Below are 15,972 nucleotides of genomic sequence, written 5' to 3'. Positions count from 1 at the left end.
GCGATGCCGACCGAGGTCATCTTCCCCAAGGTCGACATGGACATGGCGACCGGACAGATCTCCCGCTGGTTCTACAAGGAGGGCGNAAGCTGCGGGAGCGCTGAGCGATGCCGACCGAGGTCATCTTCCCCAAGGTCGACATGGACATGGCGACCGGACAGATCTCCCGCTGGTTCTACAAGGAGGGCGATCGGATCAAGAAGGGCGAGCCGCTCTTCGAGATCGAGACCGACAAGGCCGCCATGGAGATCGACGCGCCGGCCTCCGGCACGCTGCGCGACGTGACNCGATCGGATCAAGAAGGGCGAGCCGCTCTTCGAGATCGAGACCGACAAGGCCGCCATGGAGATCGACGCGCCGGCCTCCGGCACGCTGCGCGACGTGACAGGCGCCGAGGGGATCGACATCTCCGTCGGCTCGCCTGTCGCCTGGATCTATGCCGAAGGCGAAGCCGCCGCGCCTTCGAACGGACAGCCGACGCCGCAGCCGCTCGTCGGCCCCGATCCTGACGTCGAACTCGATGCCCGCCGGGCGGAAGCCGGCGAGGTCGCCGCGCTGACCGGCGGGGCGAAGGAGGCCGCACCGGCAGAGCCGGGCGCGCCCGTAGAGACGCGCCGCGGCGTGCGCGCGACGCCGCTCGCCCGGCGCCTGGCGCGCGAGCGCGGCATCGATCTCGCCGCCCTCACGGGACGCGGGCCGCAGGGCCGCATCCAGCGCGAGGATGTCGAGGCCGTCGCCGAGGCCGCCCCGGCTTCCGCCCGTGCCCCGGATGCGCCGACGCCAGCGCCTGTCGCCGCCCGTCCCGCCTCCGCTTCGGCACCCACGCCCCGGCGCTCGCCGGAGAGCGGCGCGGCGCCGCTTCATCTCGTCTCCCTGCGCGAAGGGCAGGGGACGCCGATCGTCCTCATCCACGGTTTCGGCTCGGAAAGCGCCAGCTGGCGGCCGCTTCTGGCGGAGCTTGCGGAGATCGAACGGCCCATCCTCGGCGTCGATCTCGCCGGGCACGGCGCGTCGCTGGAGGCGCGAGCCGATGGGTTCGACGCTCTCGTTGCCGGTGTGGAAGAGACGCTCGGCGCGGAGGGCATCGGCGCCTGCCATCTCGTCGGCCATTCGCTGGGCGGGGCTGTCGCCGTGGCGGTGGCGGCCGGGCTCNGGTGTGGAAGAGACGCTCGGCGCGGAGGGCATCGGCGCCTGCCATCTCGTCGGCCATTCGCTGGGCGGGGCTGTCGCCGTGGCGGTGGCGGCCGGGCTCTGCCTCGATGTGCGCTCGCTCATGCTGATCTCGCCGGCCGGCTTCGGACCCGACATCGACACGGGCTTCATCGAAGGCTTCGCGCGGGCGACCGACGAGGCGCCGATCCGCACCTGGCTCCGCCATCTCGTCGCCGATCCCGCGGCGATCCCGGAGGGCTTCGTGCGCGCGACCGCGCGCGGCCGGGCCGACGGCCGTCACGCCGAGGCGCAGACGGCGATGGCGGCAGGCCTCTTCTCGCAGGGCACGCAGCATTTCGAGGTGCGCAGCCGCCTCGCCGATCTCGCCATGCCCGTGAANCGCCGAGGCGCAGACGGCGATGGCGGCAGGCCTCTTCTCGCAGGGCACGCAGCATTTCGAGGTGCGCAGCCGCCTCGCCGATCTCGCCATGCCCGTGAAGATCGTGGCGGGCGCCGAGGACCGGGTCGTGCCGAGCCGGCACTTCACAGGCCTGCCCGGCCCGATCGCGCTGCACGTCTTCCCGCAGACCGGCCACCTGCCGCAGATGGAGCGGCGGGGCGAAGTGGCGAAGCTCCTGCGTCAGCTCGTCCGGTAGGACGGCTCCGAGCCCGATCCGGTCCGGCGCATCGTCTTATGGATCGTCAGCCATCGGCCCGAAAATCGGTTTCGATTCCAGGGCCGATGCCGTAAGGGCCGGTTCCGGTCGGGAGGCAAGACATGGCGGCATTCGATCTCATCATCTTCGACTGCGACGGCGTTCTCGTGGACAGCGAGATCCTCGCCCGGCGGGCGATGCAGTCGGTCTTCCGCAAGGCGGGCATCGAGGTCACGGCCGCGATGATCGACGAGGTCGTCGGCATGAAGTTCGCCGACATCCTGCGCCGGCTGGAGGCGCGCACGGGAGCGTCGCTGGCGGCGGAGTATCACCCTGAGTTCTGGACGGAGACCAAGGCGCTCTTCACGGCGGAACTTCTGCCGACGCCGGGCATCCTCGCCTTCCTCGAAGCCTCCACCATCCCGCGCTGCGTCGCCTCCTCCTCGGATCACGGGCGCATCCGGCACAGTCTTTCCGTCTGCGGCCTCCAGCGCTTCTTCGACGAGACAGCGATCTTCTCCTCGCAGGATGTCGCGCATGGCAAGCCCGCGCCCGACCTCGTGCTTCACGCCGCGCGCAGCATGGGGGTGGCGCCTGGGCGCTGCCTCGTCATCGAGGATTCGCGCTTCGGCATCCAGGGCGCCAAGGCCGCCGGCATGGCCGCCTACGGTTTTCTCGGCGGTGCGCATCTCCTCGCCAATACGGGCGAGGCTCTGAGGGACGCGGGCGCCGACTTCGTCGCGCGCAGCTGGCCCGAGATCGCCGCGCGCCTCAACGCCTGACCAATAAATAAGCCGGCAAACTGATGGGTGCTGCTGAACCGCTTCGTTGCAAAAGATAAGCCGGCGAAGCGTCTAGGCCGCGCCGGCTCGTTCTTAGATTTCCGTCACGCATTTCTTGGCGCGAGGAATGGAAGCGGGGCTCATCGAGAGTTCGGTGACGCCGTTTTCCACGAAGAAGGGGATGAGGTCGGGCCGGGCGGCGGCCTCGCCGCAGACGCCGATCCAGATGCCCGCCTCGCGCGCCGCCTGCGCGGCCATGCGGATGGCGGTGAGGACGGCGGGATGCTCCGTGCGGTTGAGCTTGGCGACCTTCGGGTTCAGCCGGTCGGCGGCCATGACATATTGCGTGAGATCGTTCGTGCCGACGGAGAAGAAGTCGACCTCCCGCGCGATCGTGGCGGCCAGGAACACCGCCGCCGGGGTCTCCACCATGACGCCGAGCTCGGCCTTGCCATGCGCGACGCCGAGCGCGTCGAGCTCGGCCCGGCAGTCGTCGAGGAGCGCCCGCACGGTGCGGACCTCCTCCACGTCCGCGATCATCGGGAGAAGGATCTTGACGTTGCCGACGACGGCGGCGCGCAGGAGCGCGCGCAGCTGCGGCTTGAAGACGTCGAGGCGCTCCAGGCACATGCGCACGCCGCGCCAGCCGAGAAACGGATTGTCCTCGTGCTCGAAGTCGATGCCGGCGACGGGCTTGTCGCCGCCGATGTCGAGCGTGCGGATCACCACCGGATAGGGCGCGAAGGCGCGTGCGAGCTCTGTGTAGGTCTCCGCCTGCTCGTTCTCGTCGGGCAGCGTGCGGCGCTCCATGAAGAGGAACTCGGTGCGGAAGAGGCCGACGCCCATCGCGCCGGAGGCGAGCGCGCCGTCGATCTCGCCGAGCGAGCCGAGATTGGCCGCGACCTCGACGCGGCGGCCGTCGCGCGTGGTCGGCTCGATCGTGCGATAGGCCTCGAGGCTGCGCCGCTCCGCGCCCTCGCGCTCGATCGCGGCGCCGAGGCGCGCGAGGTCGGCCGCGCCGGGATCGAGAACGATCTCGCCGGAGGAGCCGTCCATGCCGATCGTGCCGGCCGCGCGCAGGGCCGCCTCGCCGATCGCGACGCCCAGCACGGCGGGAATGGCATGCGCCCGCGCCATGATGGCGACATGGCTGGTCGCCGCGCCCTTGCGGCAGACGATGCCGCCGATATCGGCGAGCGTCGCCTTGGCGAGGTCGAGCGCGGCGATCTCGTCGGCGACGATGATCGAGCCCTTCGGCATGTCGGCGAGCGTGGCGTCTTTCCGCCCGAGCAGGGCGAGGACGAGACTGCGCGTGACGCTGCGGATGTCCTCGGCACGGGCGCGCAGATAAGGGTCCGCCATCGCCTCGAAACTGGCGGCGATCTCCTGGCCGGAGGCGGTGACGGCGCTTTCGGCGTCCCGCCCCGCGCGGATCGCGGCTTCGACGGCCTCGACGAAATCGCCGTCCTCGGCAACGCCGATCAGCGCGTCGATGATGGCGCCGTCGTCGCGCTTCAGCCCCGGCCGCGTCTTGGCCTCGCGGAAGGAGGCAACGGTTGCGGTCAGCGCGGCGCGATAGCGGGAAAGATCGCCGTCGATCTCGCCCGGCGCCAGCGTGCGCGGCTGAAGCACGATCGGCGTCGGGAAGAAGGCGAAGGCGGGGCCGATCGCGGTGCCTTCGCTGGCCGCGATGCCGCGGCCGGCCGAGGGGCCTTCCGCCGGCCGCGGGGCGGGCAGTGCGGCGGAGGCGGCCGTGCCGGGCGCGGCGCTGAGCTGGATGTCGCCGGCGCCGGGCGTCTGCAGAAAGGTCGCGAGCGCCGAGACCGCGTCCGGCGCGTCGTCGCCCTCGGCCCGCAGCACCGCCTCGTCGTTTTCCTTCACGCCGAGCAGCATGAGCTTGACCGCGCTCTTGGCGCTGGCGCCGCGGCCGTTGCAGCGGATCTCGATCTCGCTGGCGAAGCCCTTGGCGAGCTTGACGAACTGCGTGGCGGGCCGGGCGTGGAGCCCTTCGTGCACGCGCACGACGACGGTTCGCTCGATCATGGTTGCGGTGTCCGATGTCAGAGAAGGAAAGCGCGGCGGCTCGGAGCCCGGGCTCAGGCGCCGATCACGATCTCGGTGCCGGCCGAGAGCGCTGCGGCGAGCGCGGTGCCGTCGACCTCGGTCGCGGCGATCTCGCCGGGCCGCTCGGGATGGTCCGCCCCGTTGAAGTTGATGACGACATGGCCGAGATCGCGGACCTTGGCCCAGGCGAGGTCGCCGAGGCCCGTCAGCTGCGCCTCGACGGGGCCGATGCGGATGGGCGTGCCGACCTTGGGCGCGTCGTCGCTCGGGCCCTCCGTCACGCGGTGGAGGACGGAGACTTCGGCCAGCTCGGGCGGCGCGCCGTCGGCGAAGAGGATGAGGACGCCGCCCTCCAGAAGATCGGGAACGTCGGGGCCGACCGCGGTGACGAGGGTGCGAAGATGCACGGGCATGGCGCTGTCCAGGACTGGGCCCGGCGCCCGGGGGCGCGGCGAGGCCGGAAGAAGGGGAGGACCGGCGCTTGGCGCGCGCCGGTCCTGCGGAGGGGTGTCAGAGGAAGAAGCTGGCGCCCCAGGCGATGAGCACGGAGACGGGCCCCATGATCTGCCGGCTGATGAGGACGGCGGGCACGCCGATCTCGATCGTCTTGGGCTTGGCTTCGCCGAGCGCGAGGCCGACCGGCACGAAGTCGCAGCCGACCTGCGTGTTGTAGGCAAACAGCGCCGGCAGGGCCATGGCGGGTGCGATCGTGCCGTTGGCGATCTGCGGGCCGATGATGGCGACGCCGATCACCTGCGCGATGACGGCGCCGGGTCCCAGGATCGGCGAGAGGAAGGGCAGGCCGCAGATCGCCGAGAGGATGATCAGGCCGACGATGTTGTTGGCGAGCGGTCCCATCGGCGCGGCCAGGAGATCGCCGATGCCCGTGTAGAGGATGATGCCGATCAGCATGGTCACGAAGGCCATGAAGGGCAGGACGTTGCGGATCACCATGTCGATGGTGCGCCGCCCGGCATTGAAGAAGATGCCGACCGCCCGACCCATCACGCGGCCGACGCTGGTGATGGCGCCGATGAAGCCGCCCGCCGAACTGGTGGGCATGGAGCCGGCCAGCGCGGCCGTGGCTTCGGCCGGCGAGGAGAAGGAGCGCGGCGCAGCCGTCGGCTGGCCCATGGCGGCCGGCGATGCCGCTTGCTGTCCCGCCGGTGCGGCGGAGCCGTCGGCCGGCGCCATGTCCTCCGTCGTCACGCCGGAAACGTAGATGTCCTCGGTGATGAACTGGGCGAGCGGCCCGGATTGGCCCACCTGCATGATGTTGATCGTCGGGATGCGCTTGCGGGCGTAGACGCCGCAGCGCGCGGTGCCGCCGCAGTCGATCACGACGGCCGCCATCTCGCTTTCGAGCGGCGGGTTGCGGAAGCCGTCGACGACGGTGGCCCCCGTCAGCTCGGCGAGGCGTCGTGCCACCTCGGGAATGCCGCCGCCGGTGACGGCGACGATCTTGTCGCGCTCGGGCGTCGGCTGGATCACCAGCGGGCCGCCCCAGCCGCCCTTGCCCTGAGACACTGTGATGGCGTTGTAGGTCTTGGTCATGGTCGTGTTCCCCCCGATCCCGCGCCTTAGAGCGTCACGCCTTCGCGCTGCGCGAGAAATCGCGTGACGCGTTCGGTGACGATGCCCTTCAGGAGAATGACGACGATGCCGACGATGAAGTAGTAGATCGCCAGGTTGATGTGGTAGCCGGCCGGCACGACGCCGCGGCTCTCCAGCTCCATCAGCGCCACGAGCACGCCGCCCCAGACGAAGTATTCGCCGGCATTGGCATGCGGGAAGAGACCGAGGATCGGGTGGCAGAAGGAGACGGCCGCATCGTAGAAGGCCGGCTTGTGCTTCTCTTCCAGAAACGTGCCGAACGTGTAGGCCATGGGGTTGGTGAGGAAGAACATCGCCAGCACCGGCAGGACCGTGTAGCGCGTCAGCGCGATGCGGCCGGCCTTCTGCGCGAGCCCGTGGACGCGCTCCTCGCCGATCATGCCGGTCAGCGCGTAGAAGGCGGTCATCAGCACGACGAGCGTCGGGATGATGCCGGTGACGAAGCCGAGAAAGACCTCGCCGCCCTTCTGGAAGACGCCGATGAAATGCCGGCCGATCGTGGCGAGCCAGCCGAGCTGCTCCTCCTGGTTGCCCGGCGAGAGCTGCTGGACGCGGCGGGCATATTCGTCGGCCGAGATGGGGGCGCCGGTCGCGGCGGCGGCGGGCGCGGCCCCTTGCGCGGCGGCGGGGTCGGCGGCCTGCGCCAGGAGCGTCGCCCCGTGGCCGGCCTGTTCGGCAAGAGCCGGGTGGCTCGCCAGATCGGCCAGCGGCACCGTCGCGGCCGGGTCGCTCAAGGCGTGCGCATAGGCGGCGCCATGCGCGGCGATATCCGCCGCTCCCTGCGCCAGCATCATCGTTAATGTCATTGGACCCTCCCAGGCCGGCCCCTCACGGGCGTGGCGACGCTTTCAACATCGATTCTGCAATGGATCGTCGGCAGCGCTCCCCGCACCGCCGCCAGAACGCCGGATGTCCCGTGGCCCGATGGTCCGTAGGACGAACAGGTTCTATTCTCGCCCGGACCGGACGACCGCCTCGCGGCGCCTCCCGAGCGCCCGGATGGTCCGGCTTCGTCTGTCCTGGATCAGGCGTGCGCCGGCACCATCATGGCGCCCGGCGTCTCGCGCTCGACCCGCTTGGCGCGGACCGTGTCCACCTGGTCGAGCGCCGCGACGATGGCGAGCTTGACGGAATCCTTGCCGGCATCGCCGGTCTTTGCCCGCAGCGCTTCGAGCGTCAGCCCCTCGTAGCCCTCCAGCCGCGCCGCCTTGGCGAAGACCGTCCGTCCGGCGATCACGACGACCCGGCGGACGGTGTCGTCCGGCGCGATCACGATGAGCGCGATGGCGCCGGCCCTCGGAAAGCGACCGCCCCGTCCGGCGCCCATCCAGCCGTCCGCCCAGCCCGACGAAAGCTCGCGGAACGCCGACCGGTAGCGTTTGATCTGGACCCACGTGCCGACGCATTGGAGCAGCCATGCCACGACGAGAAGCGCCAGCGCGCCTTGCAAACTCCACATCCCGCACCTCCCGATGGGCTCTTCTCGGCCCCGTCGCAGCGATCATGAACATTTGACTTTGACGATGTCAAGATGTTCTAACCATCAACCGTGCGAGGCGTCTCCGGGCGCCGGCTCCAGGAGATGGTGGGCCGTCAGTTCGTCCGTGATGAGAACCGTCGGCTTCACGTAGGAGAGGGACGCCCGCAGGATGTCGACTTTTTCCGGACCGCCGGAGGCGATGACGCGGCGGGGCGTCTGCCGGATCGCGGCCATCTCGGCCGACATGATGAGGCCGTTGATCGGATGATCGACGAGCGCGCCCGTCCCGTCGATGAAGTGGAAGAGCAGATCGCCGACCGCGCCCGCCTGCTGCAGGGAATGGCGCTCGGCCTCGGCGATGTAGCCGGTCCGATAGGTCGTCGCGCTCGCCGCGATGCCGCCGACGCTGAGCACGACGAGATCGAGCTGTCCGGCCATGTCGAGCGTCGAGCGCAGGCCGCAGCGCTCGATGAGCGCGGTCTTGGTCGCCACGCTGTCGACGATGGCGGGCGCGGTGAGGAGAAAGGCGTCGCCGTTGAAGATTTGGGCGAAGCGCCAGGCGAACTCCGCCGGATTGAACCGGTGGGCCTGCGAAATGCCGCCGAGAAGCGAGACGACGCGCAGATCGTCCAGCGGCTGGGCGGCGATGTAGGGCAGCGAATCGTAGAGGGTGCGGCCCCAGCCGAGGCCGACCGTCATGCCGCTCGCCACCGTCTGGGAGAGATAGTCGCCGATGGCCGCGCTGATCACGCGGGACGGGTCCTCGCCCGCGCCCGGCGCCGGGACGACGACGGCGCTTTCCAACGAGAACCGCGCCTCCAGCGCCCGCTCCGTCCGCGTCAGCTCGGCCAGATCGCCGGCGACCGAGATGCGCACCTCCGAGCGGTTGCGCGCCTCGGCGAGAAGGCGCACCACGCTGACGCGCCCGATGCCGAGCGCCGTCGCGATGTCGTTCTGCGTCATCTGCTCGACATAGTACATCCAGGCCGCGCGCACCCGCATGCGGTCGGCGCGCGAGTTGCCCGAACTCGGCCTGTCCTGGGACGACGCACCGTCGGGACCCGCCATCAGGACAGGTCCGCCCCGGCGGCCGAGGCCCGATCGGACGCGGCCTCGGCGGCCGGTCGCGCGGCGCCGGGGATCGGCGGTCCGGTTCGGGTTCCTCCCATATAAATCCTCTGACTTCCGTCGCCCGTATGCTAAAATTCCGCCATAGGTCGGAGAGTTCGATGTTGCCCCATCCCGATACCCTATCCATTCCCCTCAAGGAAGGAATTCGAGACCTTCGCTGCTCGATCCGCCTGGAGGCGCGCTCGGGCGCCGTGGCGAGCCGCGTGCTCGGATCGCCCCGGCCGACGCGCCGTCTGGCGACGCTGGCCGACAGCGTCCTGTCGCGGGTGGAGCATGTCGCGAGCCGCGTCCTGCCGCGCGACGAGAGCGATCTCGGCCAGCGGCTGGACCGGCTGATGGCCGCCCTTCGCCGGGGCGGCGAGGCCGAGCGGCCGGGCGATCTCTACGCGGTCTGCCGCGAGATCCCGCGCGGGGCCGACGCCTCGGGCGTTCTCGTCTCCGAGCTGAAGCTCGCGCGGCGGCCGGCCCGTCCGCCGCTCGCCACCGATGCGGACCTGACGCTCGCCGCCGTCATGAGAGCCCACGAGATGGCGAGCGCCGGCGTCCTGCGCGGCTGCCTCTCGGCGACGCTCCTGCCGGGCGCCGGCGAGACCGGCGGCGCCGACAGGCCGGCGCTCCGGCCCGGGGCCGACGAGGATGCCGCGCTGGCTTTGACATGCTGGCTCGCCGTCCTCGTGCGCTTCGAATCCATGGAGGAGGGGCGGCGCGTCCTCAACGGCGCGAGCCTTGCCGTGGATGCGGAGGGCGAAGGCTGGACCCTGCTCCTGCGCGAGCGGCGCTTCGCCGAGCTGGCCGGCGCGTGGCGCCGGACCGTTCCGTATCTGCCGTGAGCCGCGTCCTGCGGAAAGGCGCGTCTCGATGAAGGACGGCGCGGTCAAGCTGAACCTGAACCTGCCGCCGGCCGCCGACGACCGCGCGCATATGCGCCGGTCGATCCGCCGGCTCAGCGACTTCTCGAAGACGGTCGAGTTCGCGCTGCGGCAGTTCAACACGCGCTACGGCCTCCATCTGGAACTGGCGCCGCGCCACCTGACGCGCGCCTTCCTCGAATGGGCGCGCGCCTTCGACGAGCAGCGCGAGCTGGCCGACCGCGACCGGCGCGACTTCAGCCATTTCGCGGCCGGGCTCATGCTGCGCAGCCTGATCCGCAACCCCTCGGTGACGCCGAGCGCCGAAAGGCCGGGCCCGGCCGGCAGCCGGCACGAGGAGGATGCGCTCGTCGAGTTCTGGCCGGAGGGCGTCTTCTACTTCGAGTTCTGCATCACCGTGCTCGACCGGGTGCTGGAGGAGCAGTCGCTCGAGGCCATCGAGCTTTCGCCGCAGGCGATCAACCTTCGAAGCTGGCAGTCCTTCCGCGAGAACGTCGCCGAGAACCCCGATCTGGCGATCCCCTTTCTCGACCTCTTCCTCGGCGGCGACCCGGTCTGGGACTTCCCCACCGCCGCCCGCTTCCGCTCGGCCCTGAAGAAGCAGCTCCTCCCCGAAGGCCTCCCTCGTCCCGCGACCGCCCGCCCGCTGCGTCCGAACTGAACCTCGGCCGGCCCGCGGCCAGCATTCCCTCTCGCGGCCGGACGGGGCCGCGACGCGCATCGCGAAGGACGCGGGGGTCGCGCGCGGGATGAACGCGAGCGGGATGCACGGGTCGCGTTCGTGGGCTTCCGGCCGGCGTCAGCCGGAGACCCTTGCGCCGGTCATGGCTCCAGGGAAGCCCGGCACACGTCGCCCGTGAAGGCGAGCACCTCGATGGATTCGCCGAGGCCCCGCAGCGGAAACGATCCGAGGCTTTCCAGCGCGGCCTGACAGCCGGCCATGTCCGCGAAGGCGCGCGACAGGAGAACGGGCCGCTTGAGTTCCTTCGTCAGGGATTCCAGCCGCGAGGCGGTGTTGACGACGGGTCCGATGACCGTGAAGTCGAGCCGCCGCTTCGAGCCGATATTGCCGTACATGACGTCGCCGACATGGATGCCGATCCCGTAGCGCAGGAGCGGCCGGCCCTTCTGCCGAAGCGTCTCGTTGAAGGCTGCGACGGCCGTCTGCGCCTGCGCGACCGCCTGCAGGAGCTTGTCGCAGGCCATCGGCTGATCCAGCGGGAAGATCGCCAGAAGCCCGTCTCCCATGAACTTCAGGATCTCGCCGCCATGCGCCTCGATCGGATCGGACATGGCGTCGAAATAGCCGTTGAGGATTTCGATCACGTCGTCGCGGGGCCACAGTTCGGAGATCGTCGTGAAATCGCGGAGGTCGCAGATGAGGATCGCGGCGCTGACCGTGGTCCCGCTCCCCCTGGTGATCGCGCCGGCGAGAATCTCGGCGCTCGCATGCGGGCCGACATAGGTCTCCAGAAGCGTCCGGGCGAAGCGGTTCTTCAGGCGGATCTCGCTGACGAGGGCAAGCGCGGGAAGCAGGTCGGCGATGAACGCGATGTCGCCCTTCGTGAAGCCGCCCTGCCGATCGGTCGCGAAGGTGGCGACATGCCGGCGTTGGAGCGTGTGCTCGATGGGCCATGCCAGGTAGTCGGTCAGCCCCTCCTCGCGCAGCTCCTCGAAGATGGGAAAGGCATGTTCCAGCGCCGCCTTGGGATCGAGACGCTGGCGGATCGACGCCATGCCGGACTGGATGGCCTTGATCGGACTGTTCGTATAGGCGGCCGTGTCGAGGGCGCCATGCTCGAAGGTCTGCATCTCGGCCGTCGTCATGCCCTTTCTCCAGAGCATGGAGGCGCCCTGGAACAGGGGATGCTGGATGCGGAAGTTCAGCGTGGCGCGCGCGACCGGAACCCCGGCCTCCCGCAGCCGCTGGCACAGGTCCACGAAGATGTTGTCGATGAACCGCTCGTTCCGCGTCTCGATCATCAGCCAGTCGAGGATCGACGTGCGATGGCTCGGCCACTGCCCGGACTCGCCGAGGACGGCGCGCTGAGATGGTGTTTCGACCTGCATGGGATACTCCATTCGCACGAAAGCCGGATGGGCCTTTCCGCCTTAGATAGGTCGATCCATCCCCCGGCGCGACCGGTGGCACGATCGAAGAGCGGACCCGAGCGAGCCCCTGCCGCCGCGCCGACCTTCGCCGGCGACGATCTCGGAGGCGTCGGGAAGGTTCTCCACCCTTTGCGAGCCGGCCGCGTATGGGTCCCCGCGCAGCGTCGTCAGGCCGGCGGCTTTGCCGCGACGACGACGTATCGGTGCTGGACGTGCCGGATCAGTCCGCTGCGCCATGACATCCGGCACGCCTGTGCGAGGTGGATGGCCCCGAGCCGGGTGTCGACGACGATGCGCTCGTAGCCGCATTCCGCCAGCATCGAGGCGATGTCTTCGGCTCGCGCGCCGTCCTTGAAATGAACGCGCGACAAGATGCTGCGATGCTGTTCGGCCAGGTCGGGCGGAGCCGAGGATGCCGCAGCCGGCGGCTTCCTCCCCTTCAGAACCAGCGTTTCGAGCCGCGCCAGCAAGCGCTCGATCGGGCTTTGCCGCACGAAGTCGCCATCGACGATCAGGAGCGTGCCGCCCGGCTTGAGCACGCGCAGCCATTCGCGGAAGCAGGCCGCGGGGTCGACGAGTGTCCAGACCAGATGGCGCGTCACGACGACGTCGAAGCTCGCGTCGTCCTCGCGGGTCTGCTCGGCGTCGCCGAGCCGGAACGTGATGCGACGGTCGCGCGAGCGGGCTTTGGCTTTCGCCTTCGTCAGCATCGCCTCCGACCAGTCGAGGCCCGTGACCTCGAAGCCGAGATCGTCCAAGAGGTGCGAGATCACCCCGGTGCCGCTGGCAAGATCCAAGGCGCGACGCCCGTTTGCCGGGCCGAGGTGACGCGACAGCAGACGATGCCAGGCCCGCCGCTCGCGATCCGAGAAGATCTCGTGGCCCGGGACGTCGTCGAACGTGGCCGCGCGCTTCGACCAGTGGTCGCGAATCTCGTCGCGCAGCGTGTAGTTCGTTCCGCTCGGACTTTGCCCCATCGCACGGGTTACCTTCGAAGTCTTCTAAAAGATAAAAGTTGACCGGGTTTATCATGTCTTCATAGAACGCGGCATCGTCATCGGGAAATCGACACTATGCGGATCGTCCGTCGGACAGCCCTCGCCGTCATGGCGCTTCTCGTGTGTGCGGGCCAGCCCGCCGTCGCGGAGACCACGCACATCACCGACGTCGCGGGGCGTGTGGTCGAGGTGGAGACGCCGGCGAAGCGCCTGATTCTCGGCGAGGGCCGGCAGATCTACTTCGTCGCCGCGCTCGATCGCGAGGCGCCCTTCAGCCACATCGTCGGCTGGCGGGACGATCTGTCGAAGGCCGATCCGGAAAGCTACGCCGCCTATCTGGAGCGCTATCCCGAGATCGCGAAGCTGCCGACCTTCGGCGGCATGAAGGACGGCTCCTTCGACGTGGAGCAGGCCGTGTCGCTGAAGCCCGACGTCATCGTCATGAACATCGACGCCAAGACCGCGACGGAAGAGGCCGGCTATATCGAGACGCTGGCCAAGGTCGGCATCCCGCTCGTCTATGTCGACTTCCGCGAGAAGCCGATGCTGAACACCGAGCCCTCGATGCGCATCATCGGCAAGCTTCTGGGCAAGGAGACCGTCGCCGAAGACTTCATCGCCTTCCGCAAGAAGAGCATCGAAGCCGTGACGGATGTGCTGGACGAAAAGAAGCCCGCCCGTCCGCTGGTCTTCGTTGAGCGCGCCGGCGGCTATTCCGACGATTGCTGCATGTCCTTCGGCGACGAGAACTTCGGAAAGATGGTCGAGATCGCGGGCGGCACGAACATGGCCAAGGACATGATCCCCGGCACGTTCGGCAGCGTGAATCCCGAGCAGATCATCGCCTCCGATCCCGACCAGGTCATCGTCACCGGCGGCAACTGGGAGGGCTACGTGCCCGGCGGGGCCTGGGTCGGCGTCGGCTACGGAGCGGACGAGGCCGCCGCGCGCGTCAAGCTCGAAGCGCTGACGAAGCGCCCCGCCTTCACCGGCATCAAGGCGGTGAAGACCGGCGAGGTCCACGCGATCTGGCACCAGTTCTATAACAATCCCTACCAGTTCGTCGCGATCCAGGAGATGGCGAAGTGGATGCACCCGGACCTCTTCGGGGATCTCGATCCGGAGGCGACCTTCAAGGAACTGCACGCCCGCTTCCTGCCGCTGCCCTACAAGCCCGGCTACTTCGTCTCCCTGACGGACAAGGACGGCACGGCGAAATGAGCGAACTCGCCCTTCGGGCGGGCGTGGATGGAGGGCGGGGGCGCTATCGTGCCCTCGCCCTCAAGCGCATCGTGCTCCTCGCCGTCCTTCTTCTCGCGCTCTTCGCCAGCGTCTGCGTCGACATGGCGCTCGGACCGGCGAACTACACGATCCAACAAGTCCTCGACGCGCTCTTCCGCTCGGACGCGGTGAGCGACCAGCTTCGCGTCGTCGTCTGGGATATCCGCATGCCGATCGCGATCATGGCGGTGACGGTCGGCGCGTCGCTCTCGGTCGCGGGCGCTCAGATGCAGACCATCCTCGCCAATCCGCTGGCCAGCCCCTTCACGCTCGGCATCTCGGCCGCCGCCTCCTTCGGAGCGGCGCTCGCGCTCGTCGCCGGCACCGCGATCTTCCCCGTCGCGCTTCAATACATGGTGCCGATCAACGCCTTCCTGATGGCGATGGTGGCCGCGCTCTTCATCCACTTCGCCTCCACCATGCGCGGCGTGACCGTCGAGACGATCGTCCTTCTCGGCATCGCGCTCGTCTTCACCTTCAACGCGCTTCTCTCGCTTCTGGAATATCTGGCCTCCGAGCAGGCGCTCGCGGCGGTCGTCTTCTGGACGATGGGAAGCCTGACCAAGGCGACCTGGCCGAAGGTGTGGATCACGGCGGCTGTGCTCGTCTTCGCCGTGCCGATGTTCGCGCGCCAGGCCTGGGCGCTGACCGCGCTGCGGCTGGGCGAAGACAAGGCGGCGAGCTTCGGCGTCAACGTCAAGCGCCTGCGGCTTCAGACCATGCTGACGGTCAGCCTTCTCGCCGCCATTCCCGTCTCCTTCGTGGGCACGATCGGCTTCATCGGCCTCGTCGGACCGCACATCGCGCGGATGCTCGTCGGCGAGGATCAGCGCTTCTTCCTGCCGGCCTCCGTGCTGTGCGGCGCGCTCCTCCTCTCGGTCACCTCGGTCGTCTCCAAGACGCTTCTGCCGGGCGCGATCCTGCCGATCGGCGTCATCACCGCTCTCGTCGGCGTGCCCTTCTTCTTCGTGCTCATCTTCACGAACCGGAAGCGCGCATGGTGACCATCGCCCTCGAAGGACTCGGCGCGCATTACGGCAAGCGCACGATCCTGTCCGACATCTCGACGCCGGCGCTTCCCGCGGGCTCGCTGACCGCAATCATCGGCCCGAACGCGGCAGGCAAGTCGACGCTGTTCAAGCGCATCGCGGGCCTGATCTCCGGACCGGGCACCGTGCATCTTTCCGACGACGCGACGGGCCGCGACGGCGTTCGCTACATGCCGCAGGACACAGGCGCGAACGCCGTCCTCAGCGTCTACGAATCCGTGCTGCTGGCCGCCAAGCAAGGCTCGGGATGGCGTGTCGAGGATAGCGAACTCGCCGAGATCGACACGCTTCTCCGGGCATTGCAGATCGAGGGGCTCGCCTTCCGCAATCTCGGCGAGCTGTCCGGCGGCCAGCGCCAGCTCGTCTCGATCGCGCAGGCGCTCGTGCGAAAACCCAAGGTCCTGCTCATGGACGAGCCGACCTCGGCGCTCGACCTCTACCGCCAGATCGAGGTCCTCGCCTTCATGCAGCGCCGCGCGCGCGCGGAGGGCATGGCGGTCCTGATCGCCCTGCACGACCTCAACCATGCGCTGCGCTACTGCGACCAGACGATCGTGATCGCGCAAGGTACGATGGTCGCTTCCGGTCCCACCGGCGAGGTCATAAGTCCGGCCTTGCTGCGGACCGTCTATCATGTCGAGGCGCGGGTCGAGACCTGCTCGCAGGGCCGCCCCTTCCTGATCGTCGACGGCACGACGGCGGCTTGATCGTCGGGTTCACAAGGGCGGAGGCTGATTTGGCCCGGCGCGTCGGCGGACGACGGCGTGCCGATGCCTTGTCGGCT

General features: G+C 69.3%; 14 protein-coding genes and 4 pseudogenes. 10 read left to right on the top strand and 8 right to left on the bottom strand.

The genetic code is table 11. The features are described 5' to 3' along the window. Positions 1-107: 107 nt before the first annotated feature. From ASG62_RS26030 to ASG62_RS22770, 5 genes and pseudogenes are all read left to right on the top strand, one after another. Positions 108-286: pseudogene (locus ASG62_RS26030) on the top strand (biotin/lipoyl-containing protein); the annotation flags it as partial. 35 nt (positions 287-321) lie between these two features. Next, positions 322-724: pseudogene (locus ASG62_RS28170) on the top strand (E3 binding domain-containing protein); the annotation flags it as partial. After that, positions 709-1,152 (top strand): annotated as a pseudogene (locus tag ASG62_RS28165) (alpha/beta fold hydrolase); the annotation flags it as partial. The pseudogenes ASG62_RS28170 and ASG62_RS28165, both read left to right, overlap by 16 nt. 1 nt (position 1,153) lies before the next feature. Then, positions 1,154-1,551: pseudogene (locus ASG62_RS28160) on the top strand (hypothetical protein); the annotation flags it as partial. Positions 1,552-1,930: 379 nt separating this feature from the next. Continuing rightward, a complete protein-coding gene (locus tag ASG62_RS22770) occupies positions 1,931-2,590 on the top strand; it encodes an HAD family hydrolase (RefSeq protein WP_056695078.1) in 660 nt (219 codons plus the stop codon). A 93-nt stretch (positions 2,591-2,683) separates the two neighbouring features. Here the strand turns inward: ASG62_RS22770 and ptsP are convergent, their stop codons facing one another. The 6 genes from ptsP to ASG62_RS22740 form a co-directional block, all read right to left on the bottom strand. After that, the gene (gene ptsP / locus ASG62_RS22765) at positions 2,684-4,633 is read right to left on the bottom strand and encodes a phosphoenolpyruvate--protein phosphotransferase (RefSeq protein WP_320409401.1); all 1,950 of its coding nucleotides are present in this window, start codon (positions 4,631-4,633) and stop codon (positions 2,684-2,686) included. Positions 4,634-4,686: 53 nt separating this feature from the next. Next, positions 4,687-5,067, bottom strand: coding sequence for a PTS glucitol/sorbitol transporter subunit IIA (locus tag ASG62_RS22760; protein WP_056695076.1), 381 nt, complete (start codon positions 5,065-5,067; stop codon positions 4,687-4,689). Positions 5,068-5,164: 97 nt separating this feature from the next. Then, a complete protein-coding gene (locus ASG62_RS22755; protein ID WP_056695075.1) occupies positions 5,165-6,208 on the bottom strand; it encodes a PTS glucitol/sorbitol transporter subunit IIB in 1,044 nt (347 codons plus the stop codon). Positions 6,209-6,234: 26 nt separating this feature from the next. Next, positions 6,235-7,074, bottom strand: coding sequence for a PTS glucitol/sorbitol transporter subunit IIC (locus ASG62_RS22750; protein ID WP_056695074.1), 840 nt, complete (start codon positions 7,072-7,074; stop codon positions 6,235-6,237). A gap of 218 nt (positions 7,075-7,292) precedes the next feature. Further along, complete coding sequence (locus ASG62_RS22745) at positions 7,293-7,727, bottom strand: transcriptional regulator GutM (protein WP_082537243.1); 435 nt, start codon at positions 7,725-7,727, stop codon at positions 7,293-7,295. 84 nt (positions 7,728-7,811) lie between these two features. After that, positions 7,812-8,816, bottom strand: coding sequence for a sugar-binding transcriptional regulator (locus ASG62_RS22740; RefSeq protein WP_056695072.1), 1,005 nt, complete (start codon positions 8,814-8,816; stop codon positions 7,812-7,814). Between the two features lie 161 nt (positions 8,817-8,977). Between ASG62_RS22740 and ASG62_RS22735 the strand changes: the two genes are divergently transcribed. Next, positions 8,978-9,709 (top strand): hypothetical protein, encoded by a 732-nt coding sequence (locus ASG62_RS22735; RefSeq protein WP_056695071.1) that lies wholly within the window; start codon positions 8,978-8,980, stop codon positions 9,707-9,709. A 28-nt stretch (positions 9,710-9,737) separates the two neighbouring features. Then, positions 9,738-10,409: a hypothetical protein gene (locus ASG62_RS22730; protein ID WP_056695070.1), complete on the top strand. Its 672-nt coding sequence runs from the start codon at positions 9,738-9,740 to the stop codon at positions 10,407-10,409. 161 nt (positions 10,410-10,570) lie between these two features. Here the strand turns inward: ASG62_RS22730 and ASG62_RS22725 are convergent, their stop codons facing one another. After that, on the bottom strand, positions 10,571-11,818 hold the full coding sequence (locus tag ASG62_RS22725) for an adenylate/guanylate cyclase domain-containing protein (RefSeq protein ID WP_056695081.1): 1,248 nt from the start codon (positions 11,816-11,818) through the stop codon (positions 10,571-10,573). A gap of 209 nt (positions 11,819-12,027) precedes the next feature. Next, a complete protein-coding gene (locus tag ASG62_RS22720; protein WP_056695068.1) occupies positions 12,028-12,837 on the bottom strand; it encodes a class I SAM-dependent methyltransferase in 810 nt (269 codons plus the stop codon). A 129-nt stretch (positions 12,838-12,966) separates the two neighbouring features. Here ASG62_RS22720 and ASG62_RS22715 point away from each other — a divergent pair, with 129 nt between their 5' ends. From ASG62_RS22715 to ASG62_RS22705, 3 genes are read left to right on the top strand one after another with little or no spacing between them, the layout of a single operon-like run. Next, complete coding sequence (locus tag ASG62_RS22715) at positions 12,967-14,079, top strand: ABC transporter substrate-binding protein (RefSeq protein WP_413814229.1); 1,113 nt, start codon at positions 12,967-12,969, stop codon at positions 14,077-14,079. Next, entirely contained in the window at positions 14,076-15,143 is a 1,068-nt protein-coding gene (locus tag ASG62_RS22710) for a FecCD family ABC transporter permease (RefSeq protein WP_056695066.1), read from the top strand. The genes ASG62_RS22715 and ASG62_RS22710 overlap by 4 nt, the downstream gene beginning before the upstream one ends. After that, positions 15,137-15,895 carry an ABC transporter ATP-binding protein gene (locus tag ASG62_RS22705; RefSeq protein WP_056695065.1) on the top strand — a complete coding sequence of 253 codons (759 nt, stop codon included), beginning with the start codon at positions 15,137-15,139 and terminating at the stop codon, positions 15,893-15,895. The genes ASG62_RS22710 and ASG62_RS22705 overlap by 7 nt, the downstream gene beginning before the upstream one ends. The last annotated feature ends 77 nt before the right edge of the window (positions 15,896-15,972 follow it).

It is taken from the genome of Aureimonas sp. Leaf427 (assembly GCF_001425485.1).
Classification (GTDB): domain Bacteria; phylum Pseudomonadota; class Alphaproteobacteria; order Rhizobiales; family Rhizobiaceae; genus Plantimonas.
This window is presented reverse-complemented; position numbering and strand designations above follow the sequence as displayed.

Excerpts from the sequence above, each read along its gene's own strand:
- ASG62_RS22710 (WP_056695066.1), top strand. The coding sequence starts at position 14,076 with ATGAGCGAACTCGCCCTTCGGGCGGGCGTGGATGGAGGGCGGGGGCGC.
- ASG62_RS22750 (WP_056695074.1), bottom strand. The coding sequence starts at position 7,074 with ATGACATTAACGATGATGCTGGCGCAGGGAGCGGCGGATATCGCCGCG.
- ASG62_RS22715 (WP_413814229.1), top strand. The coding sequence starts at position 12,967 with ATGGCGCTTCTCGTGTGTGCGGGCCAGCCCGCCGTCGCGGAGACCACG.
- ASG62_RS22730 (WP_056695070.1), top strand. The coding sequence starts at position 9,738 with ATGAAGGACGGCGCGGTCAAGCTGAACCTGAACCTGCCGCCGGCCGCC.
- ASG62_RS22745 (WP_082537243.1), bottom strand. The coding sequence starts at position 7,727 with ATGTGGAGTTTGCAAGGCGCGCTGGCGCTTCTCGTCGTGGCATGGCTG.
- ASG62_RS22740 (WP_056695072.1), bottom strand. The coding sequence starts at position 8,816 with ATGGCGGGTCCCGACGGTGCGTCGTCCCAGGACAGGCCGAGTTCGGGC.
- ptsP (WP_320409401.1), bottom strand. The coding sequence starts at position 4,633 with ATGATCGAGCGAACCGTCGTCGTGCGCGTGCACGAAGGGCTCCACGCC.
- ASG62_RS22760 (WP_056695076.1), bottom strand. The coding sequence starts at position 5,067 with ATGCCCGTGCATCTTCGCACCCTCGTCACCGCGGTCGGCCCCGACGTT.
- ASG62_RS22735 (WP_056695071.1), top strand. The coding sequence starts at position 8,978 with ATGTTGCCCCATCCCGATACCCTATCCATTCCCCTCAAGGAAGGAATT.
- ASG62_RS22725 (WP_056695081.1), bottom strand. The coding sequence starts at position 11,818 with ATGCAGGTCGAAACACCATCTCAGCGCGCCGTCCTCGGCGAGTCCGGG.
- ASG62_RS22720 (WP_056695068.1), bottom strand. The coding sequence starts at position 12,837 with ATGGGGCAAAGTCCGAGCGGAACGAACTACACGCTGCGCGACGAGATT.
- ASG62_RS22755 (WP_056695075.1), bottom strand. The coding sequence starts at position 6,208 with ATGACCAAGACCTACAACGCCATCACAGTGTCTCAGGGCAAGGGCGGC.
- ASG62_RS22770 (WP_056695078.1), top strand. The coding sequence starts at position 1,931 with ATGGCGGCATTCGATCTCATCATCTTCGACTGCGACGGCGTTCTCGTG.
- ASG62_RS22705 (WP_056695065.1), top strand. The coding sequence starts at position 15,137 with ATGGTGACCATCGCCCTCGAAGGACTCGGCGCGCATTACGGCAAGCGC.